Source organism: Novosphingobium sp. PP1Y, from assembly GCF_000253255.1.
Lineage (GTDB): Bacteria > Pseudomonadota > Alphaproteobacteria > Sphingomonadales > Sphingomonadaceae > Novosphingobium.
The window spans coordinates 2211554-2228724 of the sequence record NC_015580.1 but is presented as its reverse complement, the minus strand read 5'-3'; the positions used below and the strand labels follow the sequence as shown (position 1 = coordinate 2228724).

The 17171-nt window shown below is 64.0% G+C and carries 19 protein-coding genes and 3 tRNA genes; 13 read left to right on the top strand and 9 right to left on the bottom strand.

Annotated elements, in window-relative coordinates; translation table 11 throughout:
- Nucleotides 1–49 precede the first annotated feature (49 nt).
- Complete coding sequence (locus PP1Y_RS16700; RefSeq protein ID WP_007011174.1) at nt 50–349, top strand: chorismate mutase; 300 nt, start codon at nt 50–52, stop codon at nt 347–349.
- A 17-nt stretch (nt 350–366) separates the two neighbouring features.
- Here PP1Y_RS16700 and PP1Y_RS16695 read toward each other — a convergent pair whose 3' ends face one another.
- The 4 genes from PP1Y_RS16695 to PP1Y_RS16680 form a co-directional block, all read right to left on the bottom strand.
- Nucleotides 367–570 (bottom strand): hypothetical protein, encoded by a 204-nt coding sequence (locus PP1Y_RS16695; RefSeq protein ID WP_013833278.1) that lies wholly within the window; start codon nt 568–570, stop codon nt 367–369.
- 99 nt (nt 571–669) lie between these two features.
- Entirely contained in the window at nt 670–2076 is a 1407-nt protein-coding gene (locus PP1Y_RS16690; protein ID WP_369799479.1) for a sensor histidine kinase, read from the bottom strand.
- A 7-nt stretch (nt 2077–2083) separates the two neighbouring features.
- Nucleotides 2084–2761, bottom strand: coding sequence for a response regulator transcription factor (locus PP1Y_RS16685; protein ID WP_007011177.1), 678 nt, complete (start codon nt 2759–2761; stop codon nt 2084–2086).
- Nucleotides 2762–2838: 77 nt separating this feature from the next.
- Nucleotides 2839–3144 carry a PepSY domain-containing protein gene (locus PP1Y_RS16680; protein WP_007011178.1) on the bottom strand — a complete coding sequence of 102 codons (306 nt, stop codon included), beginning with the start codon at nt 3142–3144 and terminating at the stop codon, nt 2839–2841.
- 132 nt (nt 3145–3276) lie between these two features.
- Between PP1Y_RS16680 and PP1Y_RS16675 the strand changes: the two genes are divergently transcribed.
- Nucleotides 3277–5073 carry an ABC-F family ATP-binding cassette domain-containing protein gene (locus tag PP1Y_RS16675; protein ID WP_013833276.1) on the top strand — a complete coding sequence of 599 codons (1797 nt, stop codon included), beginning with the start codon at nt 3277–3279 and terminating at the stop codon, nt 5071–5073.
- A 21-nt stretch (nt 5074–5094) separates the two neighbouring features.
- Here PP1Y_RS16675 and PP1Y_RS16670 read toward each other — a convergent pair whose 3' ends face one another.
- Complete coding sequence (locus tag PP1Y_RS16670; protein ID WP_013833275.1) at nt 5095–5580, bottom strand: DUF6456 domain-containing protein; 486 nt, start codon at nt 5578–5580, stop codon at nt 5095–5097.
- Between the two features lie 93 nt (nt 5581–5673).
- Here PP1Y_RS16670 and PP1Y_RS16665 point away from each other — a divergent pair, with 93 nt between their 5' ends.
- Together PP1Y_RS16665 and PP1Y_RS16660 are read left to right on the top strand one after the other, a co-directional pair.
- On the top strand, nt 5674–6246 hold the full coding sequence (locus PP1Y_RS16665) for a helix-turn-helix domain-containing protein (protein WP_007011181.1): 573 nt from the start codon (nt 5674–5676) through the stop codon (nt 6244–6246).
- A 24-nt stretch (nt 6247–6270) separates the two neighbouring features.
- Nucleotides 6271–7479 (top strand): glycosyltransferase, encoded by a 1209-nt coding sequence (locus tag PP1Y_RS16660; protein ID WP_013833274.1) that lies wholly within the window; start codon nt 6271–6273, stop codon nt 7477–7479.
- A gap of 91 nt (nt 7480–7570) precedes the next feature.
- On the opposite strand, the gene secF is transcribed toward PP1Y_RS16660, so the two are convergent.
- The 3 genes from secF to yajC all read right to left on the bottom strand — a co-directional run bounded on the left by secF (nt 7571) and on the right by yajC (nt 10606).
- A complete protein-coding gene (gene secF, locus PP1Y_RS16655) occupies nt 7571–8557 on the bottom strand; it encodes a protein translocase subunit SecF (protein WP_007011183.1) in 987 nt (328 codons plus the stop codon).
- 12 nt (nt 8558–8569) lie between these two features.
- Nucleotides 8570–10183, bottom strand: coding sequence for a protein translocase subunit SecD (gene secD, locus PP1Y_RS16650; protein WP_007011184.1), 1614 nt, complete (start codon nt 10181–10183; stop codon nt 8570–8572).
- 87 nt (nt 10184–10270) lie between these two features.
- Nucleotides 10271–10606, bottom strand: coding sequence for a preprotein translocase subunit YajC (gene yajC / locus PP1Y_RS16645; RefSeq protein WP_038576590.1), 336 nt, complete (start codon nt 10604–10606; stop codon nt 10271–10273).
- Between the two features lie 271 nt (nt 10607–10877).
- Between yajC and PP1Y_RS16640 the strand changes: the two genes are divergently transcribed.
- From PP1Y_RS16640 to PP1Y_RS16620, 5 genes are all read left to right on the top strand, one after another.
- Nucleotides 10878–10954, top strand: a tRNA-Pro gene (locus tag PP1Y_RS16640).
- A 151-nt stretch (nt 10955–11105) separates the two neighbouring features.
- Nucleotides 11106–11519: a holin family protein gene (locus PP1Y_RS16635; protein WP_013833273.1), complete on the top strand. Its 414-nt coding sequence runs from the start codon at nt 11106–11108 to the stop codon at nt 11517–11519.
- A 121-nt stretch (nt 11520–11640) separates the two neighbouring features.
- Complete coding sequence (locus tag PP1Y_RS16630) at nt 11641–11961, top strand: hypothetical protein (protein ID WP_013833272.1); 321 nt, start codon at nt 11641–11643, stop codon at nt 11959–11961.
- A gap of 116 nt (nt 11962–12077) precedes the next feature.
- Nucleotides 12078–12515, top strand: coding sequence for a type II 3-dehydroquinate dehydratase (aroQ, locus tag PP1Y_RS16625; protein ID WP_013833271.1), 438 nt, complete (start codon nt 12078–12080; stop codon nt 12513–12515).
- A gap of 71 nt (nt 12516–12586) precedes the next feature.
- Nucleotides 12587–12997 carry a GFA family protein gene (locus PP1Y_RS16620; RefSeq protein ID WP_013833270.1) on the top strand — a complete coding sequence of 137 codons (411 nt, stop codon included), beginning with the start codon at nt 12587–12589 and terminating at the stop codon, nt 12995–12997.
- Between the two features lie 4 nt (nt 12998–13001).
- Here the strand turns inward: PP1Y_RS16620 and PP1Y_RS16615 are convergent, their stop codons facing one another.
- Nucleotides 13002–13469: an Lrp/AsnC family transcriptional regulator gene (locus PP1Y_RS16615; protein WP_013833269.1), complete on the bottom strand. Its 468-nt coding sequence runs from the start codon at nt 13467–13469 to the stop codon at nt 13002–13004.
- Between the two features lie 246 nt (nt 13470–13715).
- Between PP1Y_RS16615 and PP1Y_RS16610 the strand changes: the two genes are divergently transcribed.
- From PP1Y_RS16610 to PP1Y_RS16595, 4 genes are all read left to right on the top strand, one after another.
- Nucleotides 13716–15581 carry a HAMP domain-containing sensor histidine kinase gene (locus PP1Y_RS16610; protein WP_013833268.1) on the top strand — a complete coding sequence of 622 codons (1866 nt, stop codon included), beginning with the start codon at nt 13716–13718 and terminating at the stop codon, nt 15579–15581.
- A 47-nt stretch (nt 15582–15628) separates the two neighbouring features.
- On the top strand, nt 15629–16633 hold the full coding sequence (locus PP1Y_RS16605; protein ID WP_013833267.1) for a polysaccharide deacetylase family protein: 1005 nt from the start codon (nt 15629–15631) through the stop codon (nt 16631–16633).
- A 64-nt stretch (nt 16634–16697) separates the two neighbouring features.
- Nucleotides 16698–16773, top strand: a tRNA-Ile gene (locus PP1Y_RS16600).
- Between the two features lie 26 nt (nt 16774–16799).
- A tRNA-Pro gene (locus tag PP1Y_RS16595) sits at nt 16800–16876 on the top strand.
- Nucleotides 16877–17171: the final 295 nt, after the last annotated feature.

The window sequence follows — 17171 nt, the reverse complement described above, 5'->3', positions numbered from 1 at the left end:
TTTGCGCAGGCTGGCACAGTAACAAGAGCCGTGCTAGCGGGGCTCCACCATGACCCAGGACACTCCCGCCACCGATCCGGTGCTCGCCGGCTTCCGCTCCAGCATCGACAATATCGATGCCGCCCTGATCTTCATCCTGGCCGAGCGCTTTCGCATCACCCAGGCCGTCGGCGCCTACAAGGCCGAGAAAGACTTGCCCGCTTCCGATCCCGGCCGCGAGGAACGGCAGATCGCGCGCCTGCGCAAATTGGCGGAGGACGCAAATCTCGATCCCGACTTCGGCGAGAAGTTCCTGCGCTTCATCATCGACGAAGTGATCCGCCATCACCAGCAGGCAAAGGCCGGCTGAGCCGGCCTTTCGCGCTATTATTCTTCGACGTAGTCCTGAAGTTTGCTCATCAGGGTCTGGATGCGCGTGGCGGCATCGGTGAACGTCTTCACGTCATCGCGATTGCCGTTGCCGCGCGCTTCCTTCGCTGCCTCGACGTAGCCTTCCATGTCGGCTTCGAGGGCATCGACGAGGATTTCGACTTCGTCCTGCGTGAGCGACAGTTTGATGGTCTCGTTCATGGGTACTCCTTGATTTTCGAACGCCGCCAATGAAGCGGCAGGGCCGGCGCTGCAACCGCGCACGTGGCGCGCATCCCCAGCTTCCGACCCCGCATTCCTTCAGGTCGCGGTGCGCGGCAGCTGCAACTTGACCAGCAGGCCGCCCAGGTCCTCGCTCTCATCGAGTTCGACCCTTCCGCCATAGATTTCCACCACGTCGCGAACAATGGCAAGGCCAAGCCCGGTGCCGGGCTTGCCAGTATCGAGACGGGCCCCGCGATCGAAAATGCGGGTACGCTCGGCAGCCGGAATCCCCATGCCGTCGTCCTCGACCCAGATCTCGCAGAACTGCGGGTCGTACCCCGCATCGACCGTGACGAAGACGCTGCCTCCGCCATACTTGGCGGCATTCTCGATCAGATTGCCGAGAATCTCCTCGAGGTCCTGTTTCTCCACCGCGACGGTCACGCCGTGATTGCCATCGAGGTCGAAGCGCGTGTCATCGTAAAGGCGCTGGACGGCGCGCAGCACTGCCTCGAGGCTTGGCCACACGCTGGCACGCGACATCCCGGCCGCGCGGCGCCCGACGGCCCGGGCCCGGGCCAGATGGTGATCGACCTGCCGCCGCATCACCGCCGCTTCGCGGATCACCGTGTCGGACAGGTCGGGCGACTTGGCCGTGGCCGCGTTCATGATGACCGTCAGCGGCGTCTTGAGCGCATGGGCCAGGTTGCCGGCGTGGCGACGCGCTTCCTCCGCCTGCAGTTCGGTATGCGACAGCAGGGCATTGAGTTCGTCGACCAGCGGCTCGACTTCCTGGGGCAGCGGGTCGGTCACGCGGCTGGCGCCCGTCGTTCGCAGCTTCTGGATCGCGCGGCGCACATGGCGCAGCGGAAACAGGCCGTACCAGGTCTGCATCCCCGCCATGAGCAACAAGCCGAAGCCGAGCGCGACGAAGCTGTAGACGAGGATCGAGCGGATCATCTTGATCTGTTCGTCGAGATCCTCGCGACTGGCCGCGACAGTGAACATCCATTGAGTGTCGCTGCCCGGCAGAATGATCGAGCGCTCCATGATCCGCAGCGGCTCGCCGGGGAACTGGTCGCTGTCGTAAACATGCGGCTTTGCGTCGAAGTTGTCCTCGGGAACGTCGAGGCTGCGATCCCACAGCGAGCGCGAGGGGAAATCCTCGTGCCCCTTGGCGCGAATCTGCCAGTACAGGCCGCTGTTCGGCTCGAGGAACCGCTGGTCGCCCAGCGGTCGGATGAAGAACACCTCGCCATCCGGACCGATCTCAGCCGAACCGATCATGCCGGTGAGCATGTAACCGAGCTGTTCGTCGAAATTGCGGGTGACCAGCGAGGTCAGCGTGCGATCGAGCGCCAGTCCGCCGAACAGCAGGAGGATCGAGATCCACCCGGCCGCAATCAGCATCATGCGCCGCGCGAGCGAGCCGGTATGGCGGGCCTTCACCGTCTCGGCGACAGTTGCCTCGCTCCCTGCCCCGTCTGCTCGCGGAGCGTCCATCTGCTCCTCAGTTTCGCGGTGCGTCCGCGGGATCGTCGAGGCTGTACCCGAGACCACGGATCGTGGTGATGACATCGGCGCCCAGCTTCTTGCGGATCCGCGTGACGAAGACCTCGATCGTATTGGAATCGCGGTCGAAGTCCTGATCGTAGATGTGTTCGATCAGTTCGGTACGGCTGACCACCTTGCCCTTGTGGTGCATCAGGTAGGACAGCAGCTTGTATTCCTGCGCGGTCAGCTTGACCGGTTCACCGGCCAGCGTGACGCGGCCCGAACGCGTGTCGAGGCGCACGTCGCCCGCCATCAACTCGCTCGAGGTATTGCCAGAGGCACGGCGGATGAGCGCGCGAAGTCGGGCGATCAGTTCCTCGGTCTGGAATGGCTTGGCGAGATAGTCGTCCGCGCCGGCATCGAGCCCGGCGACCTTGTCCGACCAGGAATCACGGGCGGTAAGTACAAGCACGGGGAAATTGCGCCCTTCCCTGCGCCACATGCCAAGCACGGTGAGGCCGTCGATCTCGGGCAAGCCGAGATCGAGGATGACGGCGTCGTAATCCTCGGTCGATCCAAGAAAATGGCCGTCTTCGCCGTCTGTCGACAGGTCGACGGCATAGCCGTTCTGCTCGAGCGTGGTCTTGAGCTGGTTGCCGAGCGTAGGTTCATCCTCGACGATCAGGATGCGCAAATCAGGTCTCCCTTGGAAGTCACCGACGAGATGGGGCGTAAGCCCGCGAGCGTCAAGCGAAGCACAGGCTCGTATCCTCAGCGCGACCGGCCGATGACGCGGCCCGTGCGGGCATCGACATCGACGAAATAGACCTTCCCGTCCTGAATGAATTTCAGGCGATAAGCCATTGCCGCAGGATCATATTCCGGTCCGAGGTACTGCATTCCCGACATTTTCGGAAGCACCTGCTGCTCGATCTCGCGAAGGGAACGCACATTGCCTGCCTTGCGTTCCTTGCGAACCTGCCCCTGCTCTGCGCCCGGCTCGGCATGGACCGGCATGGCGGTCGCGACAAGGCCAAGGGCCGCAACCGATAGAAAAGAGGCAAGAAGTTTTGTCATCCTGACTGGGTGCCTAAGCTTGCGGCATTGAACAAGTCCTGAATGCGGCTCAAAGCTGGCAGCAATGTTTCACTGTTGCGCAGATCCCACGATGCTTGCCAGCCCCCCGCTGCTCGCTGTAGGGCGCCGGCCATGGCAATCGCACCAATTCTCAGCTGGGAAGGCCTTGGCCTGATCCAGGGCTCCGGCTGGCTCTTCCAGGACCTCGACATCAACATCGGCCCGCGCGACCGGCTGGCGCTGATCGGGCGCAACGGCGCCGGCAAGACCACGCTGCTGCGCCTGATTGCAGGCCAGGTCGAGGCGGACAAGGGCAAGCGCTCGATCCAGCCCGGCACCCGCGTCGTCACCCTCGAGCAGGACCCGTTCTTCACCGGCTTCGACACCCTGCTGGATTTCGCGATCAGCGGCGACGATGCGCCGCAGCGCCATGAGGTGGAAGCCATTGCCGACCAGCTCGGCATCGATCTTTCGCGTGAGGCCGCCAGCGCATCGGGCGGCGAGCGCCGCCGCGCCGCCCTGTGCCGGGCGCTGGCCTCCGAGCCCGACCTGCTGCTGCTGGACGAGCCGACCAACCACCTCGACCTTGCCGCGATCGAATGGCTGGAATCCTGGCTGCAGCGCTACAACGGCGCCTTCGTGGTCATCAGCCACGACCGCACCTTCCTGACCCGCCTGACCAATGCGACGATCTGGCTCGATCGTGGATCGCTGCGCCGCAAGGAAGTAGGCTTCGGCGGGTTCGAGGCCTGGGAAGAGGAAGTCCAGAAGGAAGAGACCCGCGCCGCCGAGAAGCTGGACGCCAAGCTCAAGATCGAGGCGCACTGGCTCGAACGCGGTGTCACCGCCCGGCGCAAGCGCAACCAGGGCCGCCTTGCCAAGCTGTGGGAAATGCGCGCCGAACGTGCCGCGATGCTCTCCCCCACCGGCACCGCCAAACTTGCGGTCGCCGGCGACGGCAGCAAGACCAAGTCGGTCATCGTTGCCGAGCACGTGACCAAGCGCTTCGGCACCGAAGACAACCAGCGTACGGTCATCAAGGATTTCTCGCTGCGCATCCAGCGCGGCGACCGCATCGGCATCGTCGGCGCCAACGGATCGGGCAAGTCGACCCTGCTCAAGATCCTGACCGGCGAACTGGCCCCCGACGAAGGCTCGGTCACCCTGGCCAATACCCTGACCACCATCGTCATCGACCAGCAGCGCAGCCTGCTCAAGCCCGACATGAAGCTGCGCGACGTGATCGCGGAAGGTAGCGACTGGGTCGATGTGCGCGGCGTACGCAAGCACGTGCAGGGATACCTCAAGGACTTCCTGTTCGACCCCGGCCTGATCGACGCCCGGGTGGGCACGCTCTCGGGCGGCGAACAGTCACGCCTGCTGCTCGCCCGCGAATTCGCCCGACCGTCGAACCTGCTCGTGCTCGACGAGCCGACCAACGACCTCGACCTCGAGACCCTTGATCTGCTGCAGGAAGTTATCTCGGACTACGACGGCACGGTCCTGATCGTCAGCCACGACCGCGACTTCCTTGACCGCACCGTCAACCTCACGCTCGGCCTCGACGGGACCGGCCATATCGACATGATCGCCGGCGGCTACGCCGACTGGGAAGCCAAGCGCAAGCAGCGTACGGCCCCGGCAAAGGCGAAAGCCAAGGCGGAAAGCGCCGCCCCGCCACCACCTGCACCGCCCAAGAAGACCAAGCTGTCCTACAAGGACCAGCGCGACTACGATCTTCTGCCCGGTCGGATCGAGGAACTGGAAGCGTCCATCGCCCGCGACGAGGCGGCCATGGCCGATCCCGATCTCTACACCCGCGACCCGAAGAAGTTCGCCGCCCTCTCCGCCGCAATCGAGAAAGCGCGAGGCGACAAGGAAGCGGCGGAGGAACGCTGGCTGGAACTGGCAGAACAAGTCGAAGGCTGACGCACCGCGGCAAGGGCCCGGTCACGGGATGCGGTAGTATGCCGCAACCCGGTCCAGCGCCAGTCCCAGCACGAGCTTGCCGCTGCGGGCCGGCCAGCCCAGTGCCTTTTCGGCAGTGGGAAGCCCTTCCCCCGCGCACACAACCCGCCAAAGGACATCGGACAGTCCGGCTCCTGCCGCTTCGATGGCACCGTCGAAGCGCGCCTTGGCCGCAACCTGCCGCTCTCCCGGAGTCAAATCGGCGTCGGGGCCTCCCGATGCCCGTACCGGGTCCCAACGCATCGTCATGCGCGGTGCCAGCTGCGCCAGTTCCCAATCGGTCCGCAGTCGCTCGCCCGCAGCGAACCGGCGGTCATCCAGATGGCCGCGCGCGTGAAGCCAACTGAGGGGCGATTCGGCGAGATTGACGGCCACGGTGCGCGGCGAACGCGCTGGGGCGACCCTGGCGCCGCGCCTGCGCACGGGACCTTCGCTGGTCAATTCACGCTCGACGAGTTCCTGCTTCATACATGCCTCCGATGCTTGGGTTCGAGCAGGAACCTTGCCGAATCGGCATGTCTGTAGGAAAGTGAAAACCAAATCGGTTACACAGGACCAGCCATGATAAATCGCATCCGTGACATCCGCCTGCAGAAGGGCCTTACGCTCGCCGATGTCGCGGCAGCCTGCTCCCCGCCCACGACGGCGCAGACGATCGGGCGGCTCGAAACCGGCATGCGCAATCTATCGCTGGCATGGATGAACCGAATCGCCGCTGCGCTCGAGGTGGAACCCGAAGTCCTGCTGCGCAGCGAAGCCAGCGAACCGGCGCGTATCGTTGCCGTGCTCGGACCGGACGGCACCGAACCTGCGCGCGCGCGGCTCGAAGCGGTCACGCCCAGCGACCTTGCCGGCGATACCCCGTGGCTCGTGCTCGAAGTGGAAGCCTCCTGCGGGGAATATCGCGCCGCCGACCAGGTCTGGCTGCGCCAGCACCCACCCGAGGAAGCCGCCCGCCTGATGAACCGCGATGTCCTGGCCCCACGCCCCGGCGGCCGTTTCGCTTTCGGCCGCCTGATAGACCGCGACGGCGATCGCATCGCCCTGCTCCCCCCGGCCAGCGGACAAAGGCAGATCATCGTGGAACATCCCGCATGGCTGGCCGTTGCCGAAATGCTCGTACGTAAGCTTTGAACCGCGCACCCTAAGGCCGCCGTTATGCGAATCCTCTCCATCGCCACGCTCTTCCCCAACCCGGTGAAGCCTTCCTTCGGCGTCTTCGTGGGCAACCAGATGCGGGCGGTCGTCGCACGCGGCGAAACCGACCTGACGATGATCAGCCCGATCGGCATTCCACCCTGGCCGCTTTCGCTGCGCGAGCCCTATGCCCGGCTGAAAACCATTCCCGAAGTGAGCGATGCCGTCGGGCTGAAAGTCCACTATCCGCGCTTCACCACAATCCCCAGGATCGGCGGCGACAGCAATCCTGGCCGGATCGCCGGGGCCATCCTGCCGCTGGTTCGCCGCCTGCACGAGGAAAAGCCTTTCGACCTTGTCGACGCGCAGTTCTTCTTTCCGGACGGCCCTGCCGCGGCCATCGTCGCGCGCGAACTGGGCCTGCCGCTCACGATCAAGTCGCGCGGCGCCGACATTCACTATTGGGGGCAGCGCCCGCGCGCGCTGGAGCAGATGCAGGAGGCGGCACGGCAGGCTTCCGGGCTGCTCGCGGTCTCGCAGGCGCTGCGCGATGACATGATCGAACTGGGCATGCCGGGCGAACGGATCGACGTGCATTATACCGGCCTCGACCGTGAGCTGTTCCATCCGGTCGAGCGCGGCGCGGCCCGCGCGCTCGTATCCGCCATGCCCAACCTCGGCATATGGTCCCAGGGGCCGCTGCTGGTCACCCCGGGAGCGCTGATCGAACGCAAGGGACAGCGCCTCGTCATCGAGGCCCTGTCCCACCTGCCCGAAGCGCGGCTGGCGCTCGCCGGGTCCGGCGAGGACATGCCGCAGCTCGAAGCGCTCGCCAGACGCCTCGGCGTCGAGGACCGCGTCCACTTCCTCGGCCTCGTCAACCACGAGGTCCTGCCCAACCTCCTGTGCGCTGCCGACGTCCTTGTCCTTCCCTCTTCCAGCGAAGGACTGGCCAATGTCTGGATCGAGGGGCTGGCCTGCGGAACCCCCATCGTCATTCCGGACATCGGCGGAGCAGGCGAAGTCGTGAAGGATTCGAGCGCCGGGCGACTGGTCGAGCGCAATCCCGAATCGATCGCCAAGGCCGTCGCGGAGATCCTCGCCGATCCGCCCAGCCAGTCCGACGTCGCCGCCAATGTCAGCCGCTTCAGCTGGGGCGTGAACGCCGAAAACATCGTGCGCTTCTGGAAAAGCGTGCTGGAAGACCGGAACATCAGCATCCCGGCCTGAAGGCGCCGGACGCAGAATCGAAAAAAGGGGCGGTCCGGAGCGTTTGAAGGCCTCCGGACCGCCCCTTTTTCGTCAGGGCTTCACATCAGGCTCAGGGGCGTCCGACGCCCTCGCGCGCCTTGCGCTCCTGCCGCTCGATCGCGGATTCGGTCGGCACGAAGCTGTCGCCGCTCACGCCAAGCCAGATCAGGATCGGCGCAGCCATGTAGATCGAGCTGTAGGTACCCACGAAGATGCCCAGCACGATGGCCGCAGTCAGGCCGAAGAGGCTTTCCGGCCCGAACAGCAGCAGAGGGATCAGCGCGACCAGCAGTGTGGCCGACGTCATCACCGTACGCGCCAGCGTCTCGTTGACCGACATGTCGAGAAGTTCCGGAAGCGGCATCTTGCGATACTTCTTCAGGTCCTCGCGGATGCGGTCATAGACGACGATGGTGTCGTTCAGCGAGTAACCGATGATGGCCAGGATCGCGGCGATGATCTGCAGGCTGAATTCGAGCTGGAACAGCGCGAACATGCCGAGTGTCAGCGACACGTCGTGGAACAGCGCGAAGAGCGCTCCGACGCCGAATTGCCACTCGAAACGGACCCAGATGTAGATCGAAATCGCCAGCATCGCGGCCAGCAGCGCATAGAGCGCCATCTGGCGGAATTCTCCGGAGACCTTGCCCGAGACAGTGTCATTTCCGTCGATGCGCACGTCGGGATGGTTCGACTGCATGGCACCTACGATCCGGTTCGAAATCGCTTCGGCCGCACCCGGGTTGCCCTCGGCTTCATCGGGCAGGCGCACGCGGATCGAGACCGAGTTCGGATCGCCGAAACGCTGGATGATCGGGTCCTCGAAGCCGAGCGCCGAGATCTGCTTGCGCAGATCCGCGACCGGGGCTTCGGCCTCCTTCGTGAAAGTGGCGCGCACTTCCAGGCCGCCGGCGAAGTCGACGCCGTAATTGAGGCCCCGGGTCATGACCAGACCCCAGCTTGCCGCGATGAGCACGACGCTCATGATGTAGAAGGGAACACGCCACTTCAGGAAGTGGATGTTGGTGTTCTCGGGAACGAGTTTCAGGAGGCGCATGGCAGCAGGCCCTTACACGTGCAGTTCGGTCGGCCGCGCCTTGCGCAGCCAGGAGGCGACCCACATGCGGGTCAGCGTCACGCCGGTAAACACCGAGGTGAACAGGCCGATGATCAGAACGACGGCAAAGCCGCGAACCGGACCCGAGCCGAAGGCGAAGAGCAGCGCACCGGCGATCGCGTTGGTGACGTTGGCGTCGTAGATCGCGCGGCTCGCTTCCTTGTAGCCGTTCTCGACCGCGGCAATGACGCGCCGGCCCTTCTTGCGCTCTTCGCGCATGCGTTCGTAGATCAGCACGTTGGCGTCAACGGCCGCGCCGATGGTCAGCACGAAACCGGCGATGCCCGGCAATGTCAGGGTGGTGCCCATGACCGCCATCACGCCCAGGATCATCATCACGTTGAAGATCAGCGCGATCGTCGCGTAGATGCCGAAGCGGCCGTAGGTCACGATCATCAGCAGGACGACGAGCAGCGAGCCCACGCCCATTGCGATCAGGCCCTTCCTGATCGAGTCGGCACCCAGGTCAGGCCCGACCGTGCGTTCCTCAACGACGGTCAGGTCGACCGGAAGCGCGCCGGAGCGCAGCGCGATGGCGAGCTGCGTAGCCGACTGGACTGAAAAGCTGCCCGAGATCTGCGCGCTGCCGCCGAGGATGGGTTCGTTGATGTTGGGGGCCGAGAGCGCCTTGCCGTCAAGAATGATGGCGAAGCGCTTGTTCACGTTCTCGCTGGTCAGCTTGGCGAACTTGGCGCCGCCGGTCTGGTCGAAGGTGATCGACACCACCGGAGCGTTGGTCTTGGGATCGAAGCCCTGCTTGGCATTGGTGAGCTGGTCGCCCTTGATGCCGCCGAGGCGCTTGACCGCAAGCATCGGTACGCCGCCCGAACCGGGCGAATTGGGATCGGCCCAGGGCACCAGTTCGTCGCCCGGCGGGACAATGCCCTGCTGGATGTCGTTGGGCGCAGCCGTCTCGTCGACGAGCTTGAATTCGAGCTTGGCGGTCTGGCCGATCAGGCTCTTGAGCGCTTCGGGATCGTCGAGACCGGGAACCTGGACGACGATGCGTTCCTCGCCCTGGCGAATGATCGTGGGCTCGCGCGTGCCGAGTGCGTCGATACGCTTGCGGACGACCTCGATGGCCGAGTCCATTGCATCGGACACTGCCTGGTCGAGGCCTTCGCGAGTCGGCGTCAGCACGAAGCGGTTGCCGTCCTCGACCTTGATGTCCCAGTCGCGCTGGCCGGTAAGGCCGGCGCCCGAGGTGAGCGCGAGGATTTCGTCACGCGCGGCGTCGACCTGCGCGGGATCCTTGAGCATGAAGCTCAGGCGACCGTTGCTGCTGGAGATATCGCCGATGGCAATGCGCGGATTGGCGAGACGCAGGCGTCCGCGAACCGATTCCTCCATGTTCTCCAGCCGCTGCTGCGCGACCTGGCTCTTGTCGGCCTCGAGCAGGATGTGACTGCCGCCGGCAAGGTCGAGCCCCAGATTGACTTCGGGGGCGGGAAGGACGCTGGGCCAGGGAAGGCCGGAAACGGAAAACAGTGAAGGCAGCGCGGCTGCGGCGATGACAAGCGTCAGGCCCCAGTACCAGAGCTTCTTCCAGGTAGGAAATTCGAGCATTGCCTTGGGCTTCTCTCCGAGAGGGCGCGCCGGAATAGACGCATCCCGGATGTGTTTCGGGCCTCACGTGGCCCGGGCAGAATCGACTCAGTCGTTCGCGGGCTTGCTGCCTGCGGGCGGAATCACGTCGACGATGGTCGACTTGAGCGTCTTTGCACGCACGCCCTGCGCGATTTCGACTTCGGCGTAGTTCTCGTCGACCTTGATGACCTTGCCGATGAAACCGCCGCCGGTCAGCACTTCGTCGCCCTTCTTCAAGCCCGAAAGCTTGGCCTTGTGCTCCTTCTGCTGCTTCATCTGCGGACGCAGGATGAGAAACCAGAAGATCACGGCCATCGCAACGAACGGCAGGTACTGCACCCAGGCGGGCGGCCCGCCGGCAGGTGCAGCGGCAGCGAGCATGGGAAGAATCGAGTTATGCATGAAACAGATGCGCCTTCTTGTGTGGTCCCTCGAGCGACTCGCCTGCAGTCATCCAGACCGATGCGCGCCTGCCCGGGAAATCCACTTCACGGAAATTCCAAGTGCGCGGGCGGTTAGCAATAAAGCGAAGCACTGGCAACGCGCGGCCTCGGAACGGTACCGGGACGGGGCGAAACATAGGTGCGACGGGAAACCGTTCAACCCATGCGCAAAAGTATGTTCTTCGCGCTTGCGCTCCTCGAATGAGGTGCCTATAGGCGCACCCCTCGGTCGGGACGTAGCGCAGCCTGGTAGCGCATCACACTGGGGGTGTGGGGGTCGGAGGTTCGAATCCTCTCGTCCCGACCAAGATTTTCCAGGACATTCGGAAAATAAGGAAGCATCGCGGCACAGCCGGTCGCGATGCCCAGCGTGTACCGCAAGGCAAACGCAGCGTTTTCCTACACGCGCCGATTTGGTTACCTACCTGCGATCGCCAATTGCATTGCAGGAGTGCCCCATGCCGCTGCTCGATTCGCTGATCAGCCCGATTTCACACATCATCGACAAGGTCATTCCCGATCCGGACGCCCGCGACCGGGCCAAGCTGGAACTGCTTCGACTCGAAAATTCGCAGGAAATCGAGAAACTTCAGGCCAGCCTTTCCGCCGTCGTCGCCGAGGCCGGATCTGCCGATCCATGGACGAGCCGCGCCCGTCCCAGCTTTCTCTACGTCATGTACGCCATGATTCTCTGGGCCCTGCCGATGGGCCTGATCGGTGCCTTCAGCCCTTCGACCGCGCAGGCCATTGCCACGGGCATGACCGCCTACCTGCGCGGCATTCCCGAACCGCTCTATGCGCTTTTCGGGACCGGCTACCTTGGCTATTCCGCCATGCGCCAGTGGGGCAAAGCCAAAGGAAGCGACCGTTAACCGCTGCATGACATCAGGAGCGTACGAATTTTCGCGGTAAAACATTCCTAAGCTTTACCGTTCTAGGAGCAGATCGAAGCTTGCTCCTCTTCGTGTCGGACGCAGCAAGGACAACAGAATCGTGGGTCGCTCAATCTTGCGCACATTCCTGGCAATCGCGCCTGCCTTGGCCCTTTTCGGATGCGGATCGGGCCGGGAAGCCGAACTCGAACAGCAACTCGCAAAGGCCAAAGCCCAGGCGCAGGAACAGGCCCAGGCACGCGAAGCTGCCGAGCGCGAGGCCGCGGCTGCGCGAGACCAGGCCCGCCAGGCCGCCCTTTCCGACTTCTACGCGGGGTCCGGCGGCGACGAGGGCTATGTCGATGACGCGCCCGATTCCGATTCGGCCCCGGCCGACGATGCCCCTCCTCCCGATCCGAGCCTGCCTGCCATCGACGCCTGAGCGAGCCGATCAGCCACCCCGACTTGCATGGCCATGAGCAGTCGCTAAGGCTGTTCCCGAAAGACGAGGACCTTGCGCCGCTGCGTGAGAGACCGCACTCAAGGGAATGGTAAAAGATGACATCGAAGCTGGTCTATGTTCTGAACGGGCCCAACCTCAACCTGCTCGGCCAGCGCGAACCTGGAATCTACGGCGCCCAGACGTTGGATGACATCGCCGCGATGCTGGTCGAACGTGGGGGCGAACTCGATTGCGAAATCGAGATGCGCCAGTCGAACCATGAGGGTCATCTCGTCGACTGGCTGCACGAAGCACAGGCCGAGGGCGCGCACGCGGTGCTGCTGAACGCGGGTGCCTATACGCATACCTCCATCGCCCTGCTCGATGCGATCCGCGCGATCGATACGCCGGTCATCGAAGTGCACTTGTCCAACCCACACAAGCGGGAGGAATTTCGCCACAAATCATGGGTCGGCATGGCAGCCAAGGGGACGATCGCCGGCTTCGGTGCGAATAGCTACCTGCTCGCCCTGGAAGCTGTCGCCTCACTCTGACTTGCAAGAGTTGGCAACCGTCCCGACCTCCGTCAGCCTACGCGCTGAAAACGGGAAAGGACTTGCCGCAGATGTCGCAAACACGTGAAGGCAGCTGCTTGTGCGGCAGCGTGCGCTACGAAGTGGACTGGCCCCTCGCCGCCCTTGTCGTGTGCCACTGCACCCATTGCCAGAAGCAGGCGGGGAGCGCCTTTTCACTCGTGGGCGTTACCGCGCGCGAGGGTCTGCACCTTACCGGTGAACTGAAAACATACGAGGACAGCGGCACCACGGGCCAGACGGTCTATCGGCAATTCTGCCCGCAATGCGGCTCACCGGTGCTGACCGATACGCCCGCGGCCCGTGAACAGGGCATAATATTCATCAAGGCAGGGACGCTGGACAGCACCGAAGGGCTGGAGCCTTCGCTGCATTACTGGTGCGACAGCGCGCACGACTGGTTCGCGATACCCGACGGTGTCCAGAAGCTAGCGAAGCAGTAGCACGTCAGCCGCCCAACGGGACGCCGGGCTGGTTCTTCGAGGTTCGGATGGTCAGCGAGGTCTTGACGCTGTCCACGTTCGGCGCCGGCGTGAGCTTGGAAGTCAGGAACTCCTGAAAGCTCTGCAGGTCGCGGCTGACGATCTTGAGGATGAAGTCGATCTCGCCGTTGAGCATGTGGCACTCGCGCACTTCGGGCAGGCCCTGCATGTGCTCCTCGAATGCCCGCAGCGCTTCTTCCGCCTGGCTCTTCAAACTCACGAGCGCAAACACGGTGATCGTGAAGCCAAGCTTGGAGGCGTCGAGATCGGCGTGATAGCCTTGGATGATACCTGCTTCTTCAAGGCTGCGAACGCGGCGCAAGCACGGCGGCGCGGTCAGCCCGACGCGCTGAGCCAGCTCGACATTGGTGATGCGTCCTTCGTCCTGCAGTTCGGCGAGCAGTCGACGGTCGATTTCATCGAGATTGAACATTAGAACCTTCCTGTCGGCCGCAGCCCTGCAGCCACCCCTGATTGCAATTTCCACATCGAAAATGCGGCCAAGCTGTAATATTATTATCCCATAGCGTAATCGTCCCGCTTTGCAACGCCCCGAAACTGCCTGCTTCCGCTATTTCGCCACTTTGCTAGGATATTTTTCGGGTCAATTTGGCACCCCAGCGGAAGGACGTGGTTAACCTCTCACCCTCTAAGCGGACGGGACGCTCCTGGAGATTAGATGCATTTCGACGATCGCCTTGCCACGGTTATGCGCTTGCCCGCCTCTGGCGATGCACTCGCGCGTATCCAGTACAGGCAGCTCGTCGACCTGCTCGGCCGCCTTCCCTGCGATGCCCAGTCGGACATGCTCGAGGCCGGACTGGCCCGTGTCGAGGAACTGGCCGCCCATATTCCCGCAGCCGACCGTGCCCGCCTGCTGCGCCAGCCCCTGCAGCCGATCACCAATTCGCGCCTGCTGGCGATGCTCGCTGCCGACGAGCCCGATGTCGCCACTGCCGCGATCACCGGTGCGCGCCTGCAGCAGGACGAATGGCTCAAGCTCATTCCCGAACTGCCGGTCCGCGCGCGCGGCATCCTGCGCCACCGCCGCGACCTTGAACCGAAAGTCGAGGCCCTCCTCGAACGGCTCGGAATCCGGGATCGCGGCCTGCCTCCCGTAGCCAATCCGGTGCCAGCTGCAATTGAACCTAGCGGCCCCAGCCTCGATGACATTCTCGACCTCGCCGACGAATCCGCGATAACAACGCAAGCCGCGGCGCAGCCTGCGACTGCAGAGCCTGCGCCGCGCGCACAGCCCGCGCCTGCTCCTTCCAGTTCACCGGTCACGCCGGACCATGCGGCGGAATGGGCCCGGGCCGCAGCGGCCGTCCAGGCTGAACGCCCGCGCAATTCCGAGGCAGGGATCGGCGCCATCGTTCGGCGTATCGAGGAGTTCCGCAGGGCCCGCCAATCGCACTCCACGTTCGAAGTGGCGAACGACGATCCCCGCCTGCCGCTTGGCGATCTGGCGACGACGGCACCGCGCCTGCCCATCACGGTCGATTTCGAAACCGACCAGGAGGGCCGCATCACCTGGGCGGACAGCGCCTATGCGCCGTCGCTGGTCGGCCTCAGCCTCTCCGCCCATGAAGTGCCTGAGCAGCAGACCATGGCCGATCAGGACATGGCCACGACCATTCGCCACCGCCTGCCCTTGCTGGCGGCCCATGTGCGGATCGCGGGCGCTCCGCGCGTAACCGGTGAATGGCAGGTCGACGCGATCGCCAGCTTCGACGAACAGACCGGCCGCTTTTTGGGGTATCTTGGACGCCTGCGGCGCCCTGCTCGCCCTCGGCCGCACGACGTGCGTTCGGGCGGCAGCCTGAGCGAAGCCGATCGCATGCGCCAGATCCTGCACGAACTGCGCACGCCGGCCAATGCGATACAGGTGGCTGCCGAGATCATCCAGCAGCAGCTCTATGGCCCTGCCCCGCACGAATATCGTGCTCTCGCCGCAGCCATCGCCGGCGACTGCGCGCACATCCTCGCCGGGTTCGAGGAACTCGACCGCCTCGTAAAGCTGGAATCGGGCGCCATGCAGGTCGAATCGGGCGACTGCGACATCAGCGACATCCTGATCCAGACGGTCGCCCGGCTGCGAACCTGGACCGATCCGCGCCGCAGCGGCTTCGCGCTGCCGGTAGACATCGACTTTAACCCTTACCCGATCCAGGTAGACCGGATCGAGGCCGAACGTCTCGTCTGGCGCCTGCTCGCCGCGCTCGCGGGATCGACGGCCCCCGACGAAATTCTCGAACTGGCCTGCTCACGCGAAGCGGACACCTGCGTGGTCCTGCGCATCGCCCTGCCCACCGCGCTTGCCGCGCGCGATGGAAGCGAACTGTTCGACACGCCTCCGGGCGAACGGGGCCAGACGCTGTCTGCCGGCATGTTCGGCCTGGGCTTCACCCTGCGCCTGGCCGCCGCCGAAGCGGTCGCTGTGGGCGGCGCTTTGCGGCGGGAAGGCAATGACCTTCAATTAACCCTGCCCGGGTTGACCGCCGCGGCCGCTAGCCATAGCACCGCTGTCAATCATTCGCGCTGACACTTGCGGCGACTGGCAGGTGCAGGCGGATCGAGGGGGAATTCTTCTTGCCAGCGTCAAACCTGCTTGAGCCGCCCAAAGCGGCTGATCTTGCGACATTTTCCAGCGAATTCGGCCAGCGGTTCATCGTCACCGTCGATACCGAGGAAGAATTCGACTGGGACGCGCCGCTCAATCGCGACCGCCATGGCGTTGCGACGGTTCCGGCCCTTCGCAAGTTCCAGCAGTTCTGCGAAGGTTTCGGCGTCGTTCCCACCTATCTGATCGATTATCCGGTCGCCAATTCGGCTCTCACCAGCCAGGTGCTTGGCGAAGCCGTCAGCTCGGGCCGCGCCGAAATCGGGGTCCAGCTGCACCCATGGGTCAATCCGCCCTTCGAAGAAGAAATTAGCGAATTCAACAGCTACGCTGGAAATCTTGGCTTCGAGCTTGAAAGGCAGAAATTCCTGCAGCTGCGCGAGAAGATCGAATCCGTCTTCGGTATAGCGCCACAGATCTACCGCGCAGGGCGTTACGGCCTGGGTCCGCGCACCAGCGAGATCCTGACTGAGTTCGGCATTGCCATCGACACCTCGGTCCGTTCGCATTTCGACTACAGCGGCAAGGGCGGCCCGAACTATCGCAGCCATCCGCTCCAGCCCTATTGGGTGGACCGGGAACGCCGCCTGCTCGAACTGCCCCTCACGACCGTTTACTGGGGCCCGCTGCGCCAGCTCGGCAACGTCATCTACCCACATCTATGGCGCACGCCGACCGCACGCGGCGTCCTCGCCCGCACCGGATTGCTGGAGCGTATCCCCCTCACCCCAGAAGGCGTGACGGCTGACGAAGCGCTTCGCGGGGTCGACATCGCCATCGACGAAGGCCTGCCCGTCCTCGTCTTCTCGTTCCACAGCCCTTCGCTCGCGCCGGGCCACACGCCCTATGTGCGCACGGACGAGGATCTCGACGCGCTTTACGACTGGTGGCGCACGCTTTTCGCCCATCTCGAGCGGCGCGGCGTCAAGCCCACCAATGTTGCACAAATCATGTCGAGCGTGGAGCTTGCGTAGTTCGATGATGCAAGCTAACGCGCCTCAGCCCGGCTATGTCGATTGAAGCCGGGTCGGCGATTTGGGGCCTGTAGCTCAGCGGTTAGAGCTGGCCGCTCATAACGGCTAGGTCGCGGGTTCGAATCCTGCCGGGCCCACCATCGCCTGATATCGACGCCCGAGAGGTCGGGGAGTGGCGCAGTCCGGTAGCGCGCCTGCTTTGGGAGCAGGATGTCGCAGGTTCGAATCCTGTCTCCCCGACCAACTCGGAAAAAATCAATAATATCAGTTTCTTGAATGCACTAAATCCGCCTCTGTGGGGCAGGCTCGTAAGGCACAATCTGTCCCTCACCCAGCGACGCCATTAAAACTTTGTAAGAAATGAGGCCAACTCGGGGGACAACGGCCACCGCACTCTTGCCCGCGTTCTCTTGATGTTCCAGATTTTGTCTTGGACCCAAGAAAGGAGGATTCAAGATGAGTCAGAGCCATCCGCCATAAGAATCCCGAATTGACGCGAAACGTACCGCGATAACACTGCAGCGAACGTCTTTGTGAC

Excerpts from the sequence above, each read along its gene's own strand:
- PP1Y_RS16670 (WP_013833275.1), bottom strand. The coding sequence starts at position 5,580 with ATGAAGCAGGAACTCGTCGAGCGTGAATTGACCAGCGAAGGTCCCGTG.
- PP1Y_RS16610 (WP_013833268.1), top strand. The coding sequence starts at position 13,716 with ATGCATTTCGACGATCGCCTTGCCACGGTTATGCGCTTGCCCGCCTCT.
- PP1Y_RS16665 (WP_007011181.1), top strand. The coding sequence starts at position 5,674 with ATGATAAATCGCATCCGTGACATCCGCCTGCAGAAGGGCCTTACGCTC.
- PP1Y_RS16675 (WP_013833276.1), top strand. The coding sequence starts at position 3,277 with ATGGCAATCGCACCAATTCTCAGCTGGGAAGGCCTTGGCCTGATCCAG.
- PP1Y_RS16660 (WP_013833274.1), top strand. The coding sequence starts at position 6,271 with ATGCGAATCCTCTCCATCGCCACGCTCTTCCCCAACCCGGTGAAGCCT.
- PP1Y_RS16680 (WP_007011178.1), bottom strand. The coding sequence starts at position 3,144 with ATGACAAAACTTCTTGCCTCTTTTCTATCGGTTGCGGCCCTTGGCCTT.
- aroQ (WP_013833271.1), top strand. The coding sequence starts at position 12,078 with ATGACATCGAAGCTGGTCTATGTTCTGAACGGGCCCAACCTCAACCTG.
- PP1Y_RS16635 (WP_013833273.1), top strand. The coding sequence starts at position 11,106 with ATGCCGCTGCTCGATTCGCTGATCAGCCCGATTTCACACATCATCGAC.
- PP1Y_RS16690 (WP_369799479.1), bottom strand. The coding sequence starts at position 2,076 with ATGGACGCTCCGCGAGCAGACGGGGCAGGGAGCGAGGCAACTGTCGCC.
- secD (WP_007011184.1), bottom strand. The coding sequence starts at position 10,183 with ATGCTCGAATTTCCTACCTGGAAGAAGCTCTGGTACTGGGGCCTGACG.
- yajC (WP_038576590.1), bottom strand. The coding sequence starts at position 10,606 with ATGCATAACTCGATTCTTCCCATGCTCGCTGCCGCTGCACCTGCCGGC.
- PP1Y_RS16620 (WP_013833270.1), top strand. The coding sequence starts at position 12,587 with ATGTCGCAAACACGTGAAGGCAGCTGCTTGTGCGGCAGCGTGCGCTAC.
- PP1Y_RS16615 (WP_013833269.1), bottom strand. The coding sequence starts at position 13,469 with ATGTTCAATCTCGATGAAATCGACCGTCGACTGCTCGCCGAACTGCAG.
- PP1Y_RS16700 (WP_007011174.1), top strand. The coding sequence starts at position 50 with ATGACCCAGGACACTCCCGCCACCGATCCGGTGCTCGCCGGCTTCCGC.
- PP1Y_RS16695 (WP_013833278.1), bottom strand. The coding sequence starts at position 570 with ATGAACGAGACCATCAAACTGTCGCTCACGCAGGACGAAGTCGAAATC.
- secF (WP_007011183.1), bottom strand. The coding sequence starts at position 8,557 with ATGCGCCTCCTGAAACTCGTTCCCGAGAACACCAACATCCACTTCCTG.